This is a genomic window from Longimicrobium sp., from assembly GCF_036554565.1.
Taxonomy (GTDB): Bacteria; Gemmatimonadota; Gemmatimonadetes; order Longimicrobiales; family Longimicrobiaceae; genus Longimicrobium.
Genome location: NZ_DATBNB010000160.1, coordinates 1 through 12,178, shown reverse-complemented (window position 1 = coordinate 12,178; position 12,178 = coordinate 1). Strand labels below are relative to the sequence as shown.

At 69.8% G+C, this 12,178-nt stretch carries 12 protein-coding genes; 8 read left to right on the top strand and 4 right to left on the bottom strand.

Annotated features, from left to right (window positions below; all coding sequences use genetic code 11):
• Positions 1-749 precede the first annotated feature (749 nt).
• The 7 genes from infC to VIB55_RS04430 all read left to right on the top strand — a co-directional run bounded on the left by infC (position 750) and on the right by VIB55_RS04430 (position 6,194).
• Complete coding sequence (gene infC, locus VIB55_RS04460; protein WP_331875464.1) at positions 750-1,337, top strand: translation initiation factor IF-3; 588 nt, start codon at positions 750-752, stop codon at positions 1,335-1,337.
• Between the two features lie 41 nt (positions 1,338-1,378).
• Positions 1,379-1,573: a 50S ribosomal protein L35 gene (gene rpmI, locus VIB55_RS04455; protein WP_331025915.1), complete on the top strand. Its 195-nt coding sequence runs from the start codon at positions 1,379-1,381 to the stop codon at positions 1,571-1,573.
• 53 nt (positions 1,574-1,626) lie between these two features.
• Complete coding sequence (gene rplT, locus VIB55_RS04450; RefSeq protein WP_331025916.1) at positions 1,627-1,986, top strand: 50S ribosomal protein L20; 360 nt, start codon at positions 1,627-1,629, stop codon at positions 1,984-1,986.
• A 158-nt stretch (positions 1,987-2,144) separates the two neighbouring features.
• The gene (gene pheS / locus VIB55_RS04445; RefSeq protein ID WP_331875463.1) at positions 2,145-3,182 is read left to right on the top strand and encodes a phenylalanine--tRNA ligase subunit alpha; all 1,038 of its coding nucleotides are present in this window, start codon (positions 2,145-2,147) and stop codon (positions 3,180-3,182) included.
• Between the two features lie 12 nt (positions 3,183-3,194).
• Entirely contained in the window at positions 3,195-5,552 is a 2,358-nt protein-coding gene (pheT, locus tag VIB55_RS04440) for a phenylalanine--tRNA ligase subunit beta (RefSeq protein ID WP_331875462.1), read from the top strand.
• Positions 5,533-5,874: a hypothetical protein gene (locus tag VIB55_RS04435; RefSeq protein WP_331875461.1), complete on the top strand. Its 342-nt coding sequence runs from the start codon at positions 5,533-5,535 to the stop codon at positions 5,872-5,874. The genes pheT and VIB55_RS04435 overlap by 20 nt, the downstream gene beginning before the upstream one ends.
• Positions 5,871-6,194, top strand: coding sequence for a cell division protein ZapA (locus VIB55_RS04430; protein ID WP_331875460.1), 324 nt, complete (start codon positions 5,871-5,873; stop codon positions 6,192-6,194). Before VIB55_RS04435 ends, VIB55_RS04430 begins: the two co-directional genes overlap by 4 nt.
• 163 nt (positions 6,195-6,357) lie before the next feature.
• Here VIB55_RS04430 and VIB55_RS04425 read toward each other — a convergent pair whose 3' ends face one another.
• Together VIB55_RS04425 and VIB55_RS04420 are read right to left on the bottom strand one after the other, a co-directional pair.
• Positions 6,358-6,714 (bottom strand): hypothetical protein, encoded by a 357-nt coding sequence (locus VIB55_RS04425; protein WP_331875459.1) that lies wholly within the window; start codon positions 6,712-6,714, stop codon positions 6,358-6,360.
• A 348-nt stretch (positions 6,715-7,062) separates the two neighbouring features.
• Entirely contained in the window at positions 7,063-8,031 is a 969-nt protein-coding gene (locus VIB55_RS04420) for a M28 family peptidase (protein ID WP_331875458.1), read from the bottom strand.
• Between the two features lie 260 nt (positions 8,032-8,291).
• On the opposite strand from VIB55_RS04420, the gene VIB55_RS04415 reads away from it, so the two are divergent.
• Positions 8,292-9,962: a SpoIID/LytB domain-containing protein gene (locus tag VIB55_RS04415; RefSeq protein ID WP_331875457.1), complete on the top strand. Its 1,671-nt coding sequence runs from the start codon at positions 8,292-8,294 to the stop codon at positions 9,960-9,962.
• A gap of 114 nt (positions 9,963-10,076) precedes the next feature.
• On the opposite strand, the gene VIB55_RS04410 is transcribed toward VIB55_RS04415, so the two are convergent.
• Both VIB55_RS04410 and VIB55_RS04405 read right to left on the bottom strand, forming a co-directional pair.
• Positions 10,077-11,255: a hypothetical protein gene (locus VIB55_RS04410; RefSeq protein WP_331875456.1), complete on the bottom strand. Its 1,179-nt coding sequence runs from the start codon at positions 11,253-11,255 to the stop codon at positions 10,077-10,079.
• A 113-nt stretch (positions 11,256-11,368) separates the two neighbouring features.
• Entirely contained in the window at positions 11,369-12,088 is a 720-nt protein-coding gene (locus VIB55_RS04405; RefSeq protein ID WP_331875455.1) for an alpha/beta hydrolase family protein, read from the bottom strand.
• Positions 12,089-12,178 lie beyond the last annotated feature (90 nt).

Sequence of the window (12,178 nt, the reverse complement as noted above, 5' to 3'; positions counted from 1 at the left end):
GGTTCGGTGGGTGAGGGCTGGCGGTTGTCGGGGCGTTGGGACTTGGGCCGGCGCATGCCGCGGCTGCCCTCTCCCCCGGCCCCTCTCCCGCAAGCGGGAGAGGGGAGAATTCGCTTGCGCCTCGGCAGGGGTGGCGCGCTGGAATGGCGGATGCAGTCCGCGAAGGCGGACTTCGTGATTTGCCAGCCGCGACTTTAGTCGCCCGTCACGAGGGCAGCGTGAGCGCAACGATCCTGACGAGGCGGTGAGGCCTTTCGATTCAAGCCGGCGCATGCCTCGGGTGGCCACTCCCCCGGCCCCTCCCGCATGCTGCGCATGCGGAGAGGGGAGAATTCGATCGCGCTTCGGCGGGGGTGGCGCGCTGGACTGGCGGATGCAGTCCGCGAAGGCGGACTTCGGGCCCTTGTTGCCGCGAATTCATTCGCCCCAGCACGGCCGAGGCCCACCCATCCACCTGGCCCAAAGCCCTGCCCATACGGCCGCGGCCAGCCCCCGGTTGACAGCGCCCCACCCCCGGGGCTAGATTCCCCGACCAAATTGCAGGAAAGTGGGAACCGGCGGGTTCCCCACCTTTCGGCTCGGGCGCCTTGGGCGCACGATGCTGCCAGGTCCGCAAAACGCGGAGCGACGGCCGCCTCCCCACACGGGGAGGACGGCTTCGCTGGCGCGTGGACGGATCTGAAGTTTCAGATCCGTCCTTTTTGTTTGTCCTCGATACCGGAGAGCGGCGTATCAACGAGAAGACGCGTGTGAACCGGCAGATCCGCATCAGCCCCGTCCGGGTGATCAGCCCAGAAGGTGAGCAGCTGGGGATTCTGTCGATCGAACGGGCGCTGGAGATCGCGGAAGATCAGGGGCTGGACCTGGTGGAAGTCGCGCCCATGGCCCGGCCGCCGGTCTGCCGCATCATGGACTACGGCAAGTTCAAGTACGAGGAGCAGCGTCAGGCGCGCGAGGCGCGCAAGAAGCAGCACCACGTGCAGATCAAGGAAGTCAAGATGCGCCCCGGGATCGAGGACCACGACTTCGACTTCAAGGTGCGCCACGCCCGGAAGTTCCTGGACGAGGGACACAAGGTGAAGCTCACCATGATGTTCCGCGGGCGGCAGATGGCCCACCCCGAGTACGGGCGGCAGGTGCTCGACCGCGTGTTCCAGCAGTTGCAGGACCTTTCGAAGGTGGAGTCGCACCCCATGCTCGAGGGTCGCAGCATGGTGATGGTGCTGGCCCCCACCGCCAAGCCGCCGCAGGCCGCTCCCGCTTCGTCGGGGGCACCCGCGCAGCAGGCGGCCCCGGCCGCTCCGCCGGCCCCCCGGCCGGCGCAGCCGACCAGCTAATACATCCCGCCCCCGGGCGGACCTGAAAAGGGAAGTTCTCGATGCCGAAGATGAAGAGCCACCGGGGCGCCGCCAAGCGCTTCAAGGTGACGGCCAAGGGCCGCGTAAAGCGTGGCAGCGCGTTCCACAGCCACATCCTGACCAAGAAGTCGCCCAAGCGGAAGCGCAACCTGCGGGGCACCACCATGCTGGCCAAGGCCGACGAGAAGCGCGTAAAGCGCCTGCTCGCGTCCTGAGCCTGCCCGCATCCGCTTACACGACTTTTTCGTAACCCGGGAAGGATGAGGACATGCCTCGCGTAAAGACCAACGTGGCGCGCCTGCGCCGCAAGAACCAGATCCTGGAAGCAGCCAAGGGCTACTTCGGCCGCCGCAAGAACCTGTACAAGACGGCCAAGGAGGCCGTCGAGCGCGCGCGCAAGTACGCCTACCGCGACCGCAAGAACCGCAAGCGCGAGTTCCGCCGCCTGTGGATCATCCGCATCAACGCGGCTGCCCGCCAGAACGAGATCTCGTACTCGCGCCTGATGGACGGCCTGAACAAGGCCGGCATCGAGATCGACCGCAAGGTGCTGGCCGACATCGCCGTGCGCGATCCCAACGCGTTTACGCAGATCGCCAACGCCGCCAAGACGAGCCTGGCTGCCTGACGCAGCACGCTCGGACGGGACCAGCGGCGCCGGAGACACCCTCTCCGGCGCCGCTTTTCGTTGGGCCGGGGTAGCCAAACGGCCGCTCGGGGGTAAGTTTCGGAGATTGAGCCACGCGCGGGCGCCGGGCCCGCGGGCACACGGGAGTACACGGGGACATGCCGACGACGACGGTGACCGACGAACTGATCGCGCAGCTTCGCGCGCTGGAGGCCCAGGGCGCGGAAGCCGTGGGCGCCGCCGGCGGGGCCGAGCCGCTGGAGGCGCTGCGCACGGAGTACCTGGGGCGCAAGGGCCGGCTGACGGGCATCCTTCGCCGGCTGGGCGAGCTTTCGGCCGAGGAGCGCCCCGTGGTGGGCGCCGAGGCGAACCGCGTCAAGGAGGCGCTGTCTGCCCTGCTCGACGAGCGAGCCGCCTCGTTCGCGGCCGCGGCCGACGCGGGCCCAGGAATCGACCTGTCGCTCCCCGGCCGCGGCCGCTGGAAGGGCGGGGTGCACCCGGTAACGCTGGTGATCGACGAGATCTGCGAGATCTTCCGCGACCTGGGCTTCAACCGTATCGCCGGGCCGGAGCTGGAAACGCAGGAGTACAACTTCTCCAAGTTGAACTTCCCGCCGAACCACCCGGCGACGGACATGCACGACACCTTCTACGTCACGGACGAGGTGCTGCTGCGCACGCACACCTCGCCCATGCAGGCGCGGGTGATGGAGCAGTTCGCGCCTCCCGTCCGCGTGGTCGTCCCCGGCACCGTGTACCGCCGCGACCCGTTCGACGCCAGCCACGCGCCGGCGTTCGAGCAGATAGAGGGGCTGGCCGTGGACGAGGGGATCACCTTCGCCGACTTCAAGGCCACCATCTCCACCTTCGTCCGCCGCTTCTTCGGGGCGGATGCCAAGACGCGCTTCCGCCCGTCGTTCTTCCCCTTCACCGAGCCCTCGGCCGAGGTGGACGTGTCGTGCCAGCTGTGCGGCGGCTCCGGCTGCAGCGCCTGCAAGGGCACGGGGTGGATGGAGATCATGGGCGCCGGCATGGTGCACCCGAACGTGTTCGCCGCCGCCGGCTACGATCCGGAGCGCTACACGGGCTACGCCTTCGGGATGGGGCCGGGGCGCATCGCCATGCAGCGCTACGGCGTGCCCGACATCCGGCTGCTGTACGAAAGCGACGTGCGGTTCCTTGGGCAGTTCACGTAATCGACGGACGTCATGAACATCTCCTATCGCTGGCTCCGGTCGATTGCCCCGGGGCTCCAGGGAACGCCGCAGGAAGTGGCCGAGCGCCTGGCCATGCTCGGCGCGCCCGTGGACGAGATCGTATATCTGGGTGCGGACATCGGCGACGTGGTGATCGCCCGCGTCGAAGAGGTTCGCCAGCACCCCAACGCCGACCGCCTGCGCCTGTGCACCGTCAACGCCGGCGGCGCCGAGCGGCTGCAGGTGGTCTGCGGCGCGCCCAACGTGGAGGCGGGCGGGCTGTACCCGTTCGCGCCCATCGGCGCCACGCTGCCCGGCGGGCTGCAGATCAAGAAGGCCAAGCTGCGGGGCGAGGCGTCGGAGGGAATGCTCTGCTCCGCGCGCGAACTGGGGCTGGGCCGCGACCACGCGGGGCTGATGACGCTGCACGGCGAGTTCGCCCCCGGCACCGGTTTCCGCGACGCCCTCGAACTGGACGATCACCTGCTGGTGGTGGACGTGACGCCCAACCGCGGCGAGCTGCTTTCGCACCTGGGCGTGGCGCGCGAGCTGGCCCCCACGGGCGAGGACGGCGTGGAGCTTCCCGCCTTCCCGAATCGCCGCGGCGGCTCGTTCCCCGTCCACGCCGGCCGGCGCGCGTGCGACGACCTGGGGATGGACGTGGAGATCGAGGACGACGAAGGGTGCACGCGGTACATGGGCGCCATCGTCCGGGGCGTGCGCGTGGGGCCGTCTCCCGAGTGGCTGGCCACCCGCCTGCGCGCCATCGGGCAGCGGCCCATCAACAACGTGGTGGATGCGACCAACTACGTGCTGCACGAGCTGGGGCAGCCCGTGCACGCCTTCGACCTGAACCTGCTGCGCGGCGGCCGCGTCGCCGTCCGTCACGCCCGCGCAGGCGAAACGCTGACGACGCTGGACGGCGTGGAGCGTACGCTGGACGCCCAGGACGTGGTGATCGCCGACGGTGACGGCGCGGTGGCCCTGGCCGGGGTGATGGGCGGCCGGGACAGCGAGGTGGGCGGGGGAACGACGGACCTGTTCATCGAAGTCGCCCTGTTCGATCCCCAGCGCGTCCGCCGTGCGGCGCGGCGCCAGGGGCTTTCGACGGACGCCTCGTACCGCTTCGAGCGCGGGGTGGATCCCGAGGGCCAGCCGGCGGCGCTGCGCCGGGTCGTGGAACTGGTGCTGACCGTCGCCGGGGGGGAGGCGGTGGGCGCGGTGGACCTGGTGCCGCATCGCTACGAGCGGCGCGCCATCGGCCTTCGCGAGGAGCGCGTGCGGCAGGTGCTGGGCGTGGAGCTGGCGCCGGACGAGGTTCGCGACCTGCTGGAGCCCATCGGCTTCGAGGTGAACGTGCGGCCCCGGCCCATGCGCGTTCTGGTGCCGGGTTTCCGCCCGGACGTGGTGGAGGAGATCGACCTGATCGAGGAGCTGGCCCGCCGCCGCGGCTACGGCAGCTTCCCCGAGGAGATCGCTCCCCACCGGCCCAGCACGGTGCCTGAAGATCCCAGCGTGGCGGTGGAGGCGCGCATCCGCTCGCTCTTCGTGCGCTGGGGCTTCCTGGAGGCGCGCACGGTGCCGTTCGCACCCGAGTCGGCCGGCACCGTCGCCGTGCTGAACTCGCTCTCGGCGGAGGAGTCGTACCTGCGCTCCGCGCTGGTGCCCGGGCTGCTGCGCCGGGTGGAGCACAACCTTGCGCACGGCGTACGCGACGTGCGGCTGTTCGAGATTGGCGCGGCCTTCCTGGCGCCGGTCGGCGGGGGGGCGGGGGAGGAGCGGCGCGTCGCCGCGGCCTTCACCGGTACCAGCCGCCCGCCGCACTGGAGCGGCGCCGCGCCGGAGTGGGACCTGTGGGACTTGAAGGGGCTGCTGGAAGAACTGGCGGGCGAGTACCCGGATGGCCGCGTGGATGCGGTCGATGGCCGTCTCACGCTGTTCGCCGGGGGCGACGAGATCGGCAGGGCGCGGCAGGCGGCGGAGGGCGAGGTGGATGCGCCCGCCTGGGCCGGGCCCACGTTCGTGCTGGAGGTCCGGCTGCCGTCCGTGTCCGTCGAACGCAGGAACGTCCAGTACCGTCCGCTCCCCGTGCATCCCGGCTCGGAGCGCGACCTGGCGCTTCTCGTCCCCACGTCGCTCGCGGCGGGCGAGTTGGGGGGGACCATCCGCGAGTCCGCGGGCGAGCTGCTGGAGAACGTCTTCCCATTCGACCTGTACGAAGGGAAGGGCATTCCGGAGGGGACGCGCAGCGTGGGGTTCCGCCTGCGGTTCCGGGCGGCGGACCGTACGCTGACGGACGCGGAGGTAGATGCGGCGGTGAGCCGTGTGCTGGCAGCTCTCGAGGAGCGGCATGGCGTCCGCCGACGCTGATCACGCGGTGATGCAGTCCGCCGGGCCGGCCGCCCCCGCCGAAGTGGCGGGGTGGGACCGGCTGGAGCGTGCCGCGCGCGCCGCCGCCATCGCGTTGGACGAGTGGCGGCGGCGCGCGCAGGAGGCGGAGCAGGAGGTGCAGCGGCTGCGGGGCGAGCTGCAGGACCTGACCTCGATGGGCTCGCTGCCGTCCATCGAGTCCGGCGACGAGCTGCGCCGGCTCCGGGCGGAAAACGCGGTGCTCACCAGCCGCGCCGCCGAGGCGCGGCAGCGCATTACGGGGCTGCTGGCGCGCCTGGCCATCCTGGAGAACCGCAAGTGAGCCCCCGCAAGCCGCAGCCGTCGCGCCACACCGTTACGGTAGAGATCGCGGGTGAAAAGCACGTCCTGCGCTCGGACGTGCCGCCGGAGTACACCCGCGCCGTGGCGGAGCACGTGGACCAGATGATCCGCGCGCTGCCGTCGTATCCCACGCTGGAGCCGTTCCGCGCCGCGACGCTGGCGGCGCTCTCCATCACCGACGAGCTGTTCAAGGCGCGCGAGGAGATCGCCCGGCTACGCGAGCTGATCGAGCGGGGGACCGGCGACGTGGCGGAACTGCTGGAGGAAGCCGTCACCGGCACGGGCGAGTCGCGGGGCTGATTCAGCGGTCCGCCGGGAGAGGGGATCACGCGGAGGCGCGGAGAAACAGATGAGCCGCGGAGGGGTTGGTGCCCTTTCCGCGGCTCTTCTCTTTTCCTCCGCGACTCCGCGTGACATCAGCGAGGCCGGAGCGTGATCGCGAGCCGGGCCCGTCGTGCGATGATCAACGGAGCGCGACCCGCAGACGTCCCGACGCCCCCTGCGACCACCAGTGCACCACCGCCCAGTCCGCGCCGGGGTGATATCCGTCGAGTTCGGCGTACGCGATGCTCACCTCGGCTCCCGGCTGCACGCTGCGCCACTCGGCGGGGTTGGGATTCAGGTCTACCCGGTGGCTCGTCTCCTCCTCTAGCGCCACGTAGTGAACGGGATGTGGCGATTCGTTGCGCAGGATCAGCGCGCTGCGTCCCGCGATGGCGGAGAAGCCTTCTTCCGTGCGGTTCATGTTTGGCCCAGTAACCCAGCCGCAGCCAGCCAGTCCCGCCGCCAACGCCAGCAGCACGATCGCGGTGCGTTTCATGGGTTTCACTTCAGGTTTAGGCGAGCATAGAGAACCCGTCCCGAAAACGATTAGACGCGCCGGGCTGTGACGGCGTGATACGGCTGAGGATCCGGCGTTTCAAATCGGTGCCTGCGCATGCTGCAGGAGCCTCGCCCGCCGGCCCTCCTCCCCCGCTTCGCAGGGGAGAGGGAATACGACGGCGCTTCGACCAGTTCGTGCGGCTTCGACTGCAGGGCTGTGAGGGGGCTGCGGTTTCGGCGCGCAACGCCGGCTGTGTGGCGGATCCCTCGGTCGCTGCAAGCTGCCGTGTACGGGCAGGTCCGGCGTGGCCGCTCCTCGGGATGACAGCGTCGGCATCGCACGGGATCACGACAGGCGCAGGACGGCGGCGTGGATGCCCTGTACCACCATGGCCATCCGCGCGTAGTCCAGGGTGTCGGCGGTGTCGCGTGCGGTATGGTAGTGGGGATTTCGATAGAACGCGGTATCCGTGATCATCACCGCTGGGTAGCCCTCGTCCCAGTAGCTGGCGTGATCGGAAAAGTCCACGCCGGGAACCCACCGGGGTGCGTTGATGGAGTGCACAGGCAGCGGCGACGCCTTCCGCATCGCCCGCTTCACCCGGCGCACGGCGGAGGCCTGCCCGAGCTTTCCGACCACGGTGATGAAGTTGCCGCGCGAGGGATAGAACGCCTTGAGGACGGCGAGCGGAAACTGCTGGCTTCCGTCCGCGTCGCTGAAGCAGCCGATCATCTCCAGCGACATCATCAGCCGCACCTTTGCCCCCTGAGCGCGCAGCGACCTGGCGTGCACGGCGCTTCCCATGTGGGCCATGCGGAAGAACGGCGGCTCTTCGAGCGAAAACGCGACGAGGTCCACCCGCGTTTTCAGCGATTCCGCGTTCAGCAGGCGGGCCAGCTCGATGAGCCCCGCCACGCCGCTGGCGTTGTCGTCCGCGGCGGGGTAGGTGCCCGCCGCGTCGTAGTGGGCTCCCACCACGATCCGCTCGCCCTCGTCCGGCCCGAACGACGCCACCACGTTGCGGTACGTGGTTCCGCGCACGTCGAAGTCCTGCACCGACACCCGTCCCCCTGCGCGCTCCAGCTCGTCGCGGATGTACGCCGCGGCGCGGTTCAGGTTCTGGGGATGCGTGTAGTCGCGCGGAACGAACTCTTCCGAGAGCGCCCGCACGTGGGCTTCCAGCCGCTCGGCCGAGACCGCCGGGGCCGCGCTCATCGGCCGCCCTCCCCCCATCGGCTGCACGACGTAGCAGGTGCCCGCCACGGCGGCGAACGCCGGGAGTGCGGCCGCGATGAACAGGTTCTTCGCACGCATGCCATCCCACGACAGGGTTGCCGGTGATCCATGTCCGCCGAAACAGGGCAAGCTCTGCTCCCACGGTCCAGCAGCCCGGGCGAACGTTCACGCCGTGGCGGGAGGTGCATGTTTTCTGCGGAACCTGTATGATACAGCTCCGAGCGAGATCATCCCCGGGACCGATGCGCCCCCTGGCGTGCCGTGCGCTACCTTTGCGCCGCAGCGTTCCCGAGTCCTGAGGTTCGCCGCGGTCCCCATCCACCCACCCCGAGGTGCACATGCACGCACGACAGTTCCGCTTTGCCCTGCTGGCCCTTCTTTCGGCCGCGGCGGGGTGCGCGGACAGCCTGCCCACCCAGTCCGACATCGCCGCGCCGGCGGGCGTGTCGCGGAACACGCTGGAGCCGTATGCAGGAAAGATCCGCGTGGGCATCATCCCCGCCGCCACGTCGGTGAAGATCGGTGCGACGGTGGCGTACGACGTCCGCGAGAAGGGGACGAACGCCTACCTGGTGTCGGGGCTGGCGAGCGAGATGGTGACGGTGACGTGGAACCAGTCGGTGGGGGTGGCGACCAACAACCGCCGCCTGCAGGTGGTGTGCACCACGACCGCCGCGGACCGCGACCAGCGGGTGGCCGCGGGGGTCAAGGCGGGCTTTCCCTCCGCGTGGGAATACGTTTCCACGGCCAGCTGCTGGCGCGTGTACATCGGCGAGCGGCCGCTGCCCATGGACACAACCGCGGAGCGCATCTACAAGCAGAACGTGATCGACGCCGGCCTGGCGACCACGTCGGCGCTGTGGAAGACGGTGAACACCACGGTCTACGAGCCGCGCTACGTGACCACCAAGAGCACGGGGACGGCCGCCAGCTCGCGCGCCCAGCCGCGCATCACCGTGGCGTCTACCGCGCGGGTGATCATCGGCACGGCGCAGTACCGCGGCATCGCGGAGGTGATGCAGAACGCCGCGGGGACGCTGGCGGGCATCAACGAGGTGGGGATGGAGGAATACCTGTACGGCGTGGTCCCGCGCGAACTGGGGCCCAGCGTGTATCCTGAGGCGGAGGCGCAGAAGGCGCAGGCGGTGGCGGCTCGTACCTACGCGCATTCCAGCCTGGGCAAGCACTGGAACAACGGCTACGACGTGCTGGCCACCGTGCAGGACCAGGTGTACGGCGGCTCGGCCGCGGAGCACTCCATCAGCACCGCCGCCGTGAACGCCACGGCGGGCATCGTGGCCACGTACAACGGCGCCATGATCAGCGCCCTGTTCTACGCCACCAGCGGCGGCAAGACGAGCAACGTCGAAGACGTGTTCGCCACCTCGTCGCCCTACTTGCGCACGGTGTGGGACGCGCCGCCCGGCCAGGAGCTGCCGTCGGTCAGCGCGCTGCTCACCGACCTGCGCACCCCCACGTGGACCGGGGCGTACGGCGGCTTCCACAGCTACCACCGGTGGAACTACACCTGGACGATGGCGCAGATGAGCTGCGTGGTGGGCGACTTCGCCAACAAGCCCGTCGGTAACGTGAACGCCATCAACATCCTGGCGCGCTCCAGCACCAGCGGGCGCGTGACGCAGATCGAATTCGTGACGGACCAGGGCACCTTCACCGAGACGGGAACCGCCATCCGCTCCGCGATGCCGTACATCAGCAGCACCGGCGTTCCCACCATGCTTCCGAGCACGCTCTTCGTGATCGAGCGGGTGACCAACTCGTCGGGCGCGCTCACCGGATACCGTGCGTACGGCGGCGGCAACGGCCACGGCGCGGGTCTGGCGCAGACGGGCGCCGTCGGCATGGCGCGCGCGGGCCACACGTACGACCAGATCCTCAAGAAGTACTACACGGGGATCGCGCTCGAGACCAAGGTGGGCACGCGCCGCGACGGCACCTCTCCCGCGAGCACCACCGCGACCGACCCGTACGACTGCACGTCCGCCTGACGGATCGAAGGTTCTCACGCGGAGGCGCGGAGGTCGCGGAGAACAGCGGAGAAATGACGACGGCCGGGGGAGCGATCCCCCGGCCGTCGTGCGTCGTGGAACTTCCTGAAGCGCTCAGGCCAGCTGGGGCGTTCGATCCGGCTGCTGCTCAGGCTCGTTCGCTTCCGCCCGCGCGCCCACCACCGCGATGTTCGGGAGCGCTACCTTGGGCCGATCGACGTCCTCATCGGAGCTGGCATCGTCGTCGTCATCCTCCCGGCCGCGCCGGACGGCGCTGCGGACGCGCTCCCACGCGTCTTCCCAATAGACCGACGCGACGAAGCAGGTGAGCAGCAGCACGTAGGGGTTGGGCTCGGCGCCGTCCGTCGACACCACGGCCAGGCTGCCCTTGACGGCCAGGTACGTCGCGAACGCGGCCGTCGTGCCGCTCACCACCAGCTGCGTCAGGTTGTCGCCGAGCCGCGACCTCCGCGTCCGGGTGCGCGGGGCGCGGACCACCGTCGATGCGGCGGCACCCAGCAGGCCGAAGCCGAGCATGCCGATGATGGACGCCAGCTCCAGCGACTGCTGGGTACGCAGCCAGCCGCTGAGTGCGGCGAAGGGATGGAACCGGAAGACGCCCGTGGTATCGAACAGCCCGACGTCCTGCCGCGCCGGGAGGGTGCCGAACGATGCCGATTTCGCGAGCTTGGCCTGCGCGGCGACCTCCGCCTTCTTGACGGTGTCACCGGTTGCGTGCACCGCGGGGGCAGGGGCAATCCGCAGGGCGAGCAGCGCCTGGTTCACGGCCGCCAGGCTGGCTCGCTGGTGGTTCAGGCGTTCGCCGGCCGAAGTCATCTGCTTGTGATGCCACTCCTTGATCTCCACGAACCGCAACAGCCGGTCGCGGTCGCCCGGCCGCATGGCCTCTGCGGCGTACAACAGCGAAGCGGCTTCGGCGGCCTCCTGACCCTCTGCCACCAGCGCGTTGCGTTGCGCCTGCCACTGCTCCGCGAGCCGGTTCTGGGCCGCGTAGTACTCCACCAGCATCCTGCCCCTGGCGGTCGTATCGTTCCGGGCGGCGGCGATCTCGGCGGAGTCCACCTGGAAGGCGGCCGGCGCGTCGGTCCGGGATTCCGATGTCTGCTGCGACGAGGTAAGAGTCCCGAGGAGCTGGTCGGCGGAGAGTTCGGGGGGGACCTTTACCTCCCGCAGCTCCAGCACGACCACCATGCTGATGATGCTGAGCAGGGTGCCCGTTACGACCAGTGCATAGAACGCAACGACGCGTGTGTAGCGCAGAAGCTGGCTCATGGGAGTACCGCGGGGAGGGCCCAACGAAGAGAACTCGCGCGGGAGCGCAAGTCGAAGGCTTCAATGAGTATATGTGCGGGAAACAAAAGGCAAGAGCCGCGTTCGCGGGGCGCTCAGGGCTCCGGCTGAAGGTGGTGCGCCAGCCAGCGCAGCGTCTCGTCCATGGCCTGCGTCCAGTGCTCTTCGGACATCAGGTGGACGGCGCCCGTGAGTTCAAAGTACCGCTGCGCTGCGTCGGCGTGTTCCGTAGCGAGCCGCCGATGCAGCTCGCGGGCGGCGGCGGGCAGCACGTTCTCGTCGCGCTCCGCCGTGATGGACAGCAGCGCGGTGTGGCCGAAACTGTCCAGGTGGCGATGCGGGCTGTCGCCCTCCGGCCACTCCGGCGAGCCGAGGATCGCGACGGCGGCACGGATGGAGGGCTCCACCAGCAGCGCCTGATAGACCACGTATCCACCCATCGATACGCCCACGACGCCGACCCGCTCCGCGTCCGCCAAGCCTTCATCCGCCAGCGCGCGCACGATAGATGGGACCTCGTCCGCCGTCTGCGCGGCAAGGCCGATCATCGTCCGCAGCGCCTGCTCGTGCGGGGCGGCCTGGCGGGCATCCAGGTCCGGAAGGCGGCGGGCGCCGTGGCCCGCCGCGTCCACGCCCACGGCCAGGAACCCGGCCCGCGCCAGCTGCTCCAGCTCCTTCCGGTGCACCTCCTTGTCCACGCCGAACCCGTGGAACCAGAGCACCATCGGACGCGGCGCATCCCCTGCCGGCGGAAACGCCAGCAGGAGAGGAACGCCGCCGACGATCCGCGACGCAAAGCCGATGGAGCGGTCCATCAATCGAAGTCGAAGATCTCGCCCAGGAAATTAGACGTCAGCGGTAGCGCTGCACCATCTCGCCCAGGCGCCGCACCCCTTCGGCCACGG

Bases quoted from the DNA above. Each gene is read 5' to 3' on its own strand.
- rplT (WP_331025916.1), top strand. From the start codon at position 1,627: ATGCCTCGCGTAAAGACCAACGTGGCGCGCCTGCGCCGCAAGAACCAG.
- pheS (WP_331875463.1), top strand. From the start codon at position 2,145: ATGCCGACGACGACGGTGACCGACGAACTGATCGCGCAGCTTCGCGCG.
- VIB55_RS04415 (WP_331875457.1), top strand. From the start codon at position 8,292: ATGCACGCACGACAGTTCCGCTTTGCCCTGCTGGCCCTTCTTTCGGCC.
- VIB55_RS04425 (WP_331875459.1), bottom strand. From the start codon at position 6,714: ATGAAACGCACCGCGATCGTGCTGCTGGCGTTGGCGGCGGGACTGGCT.
- rpmI (WP_331025915.1), top strand. From the start codon at position 1,379: ATGCCGAAGATGAAGAGCCACCGGGGCGCCGCCAAGCGCTTCAAGGTG.
- VIB55_RS04435 (WP_331875461.1), top strand. From the start codon at position 5,533: ATGGCGTCCGCCGACGCTGATCACGCGGTGATGCAGTCCGCCGGGCCG.
- VIB55_RS04410 (WP_331875456.1), bottom strand. From the start codon at position 11,255: ATGAGCCAGCTTCTGCGCTACACACGCGTCGTTGCGTTCTATGCACTG.
- pheT (WP_331875462.1), top strand. From the start codon at position 3,195: ATGAACATCTCCTATCGCTGGCTCCGGTCGATTGCCCCGGGGCTCCAG.
- VIB55_RS04420 (WP_331875458.1), bottom strand. From the start codon at position 8,031: ATGCGTGCGAAGAACCTGTTCATCGCGGCCGCACTCCCGGCGTTCGCC.
- VIB55_RS04405 (WP_331875455.1), bottom strand. From the start codon at position 12,088: ATGGACCGCTCCATCGGCTTTGCGTCGCGGATCGTCGGCGGCGTTCCT.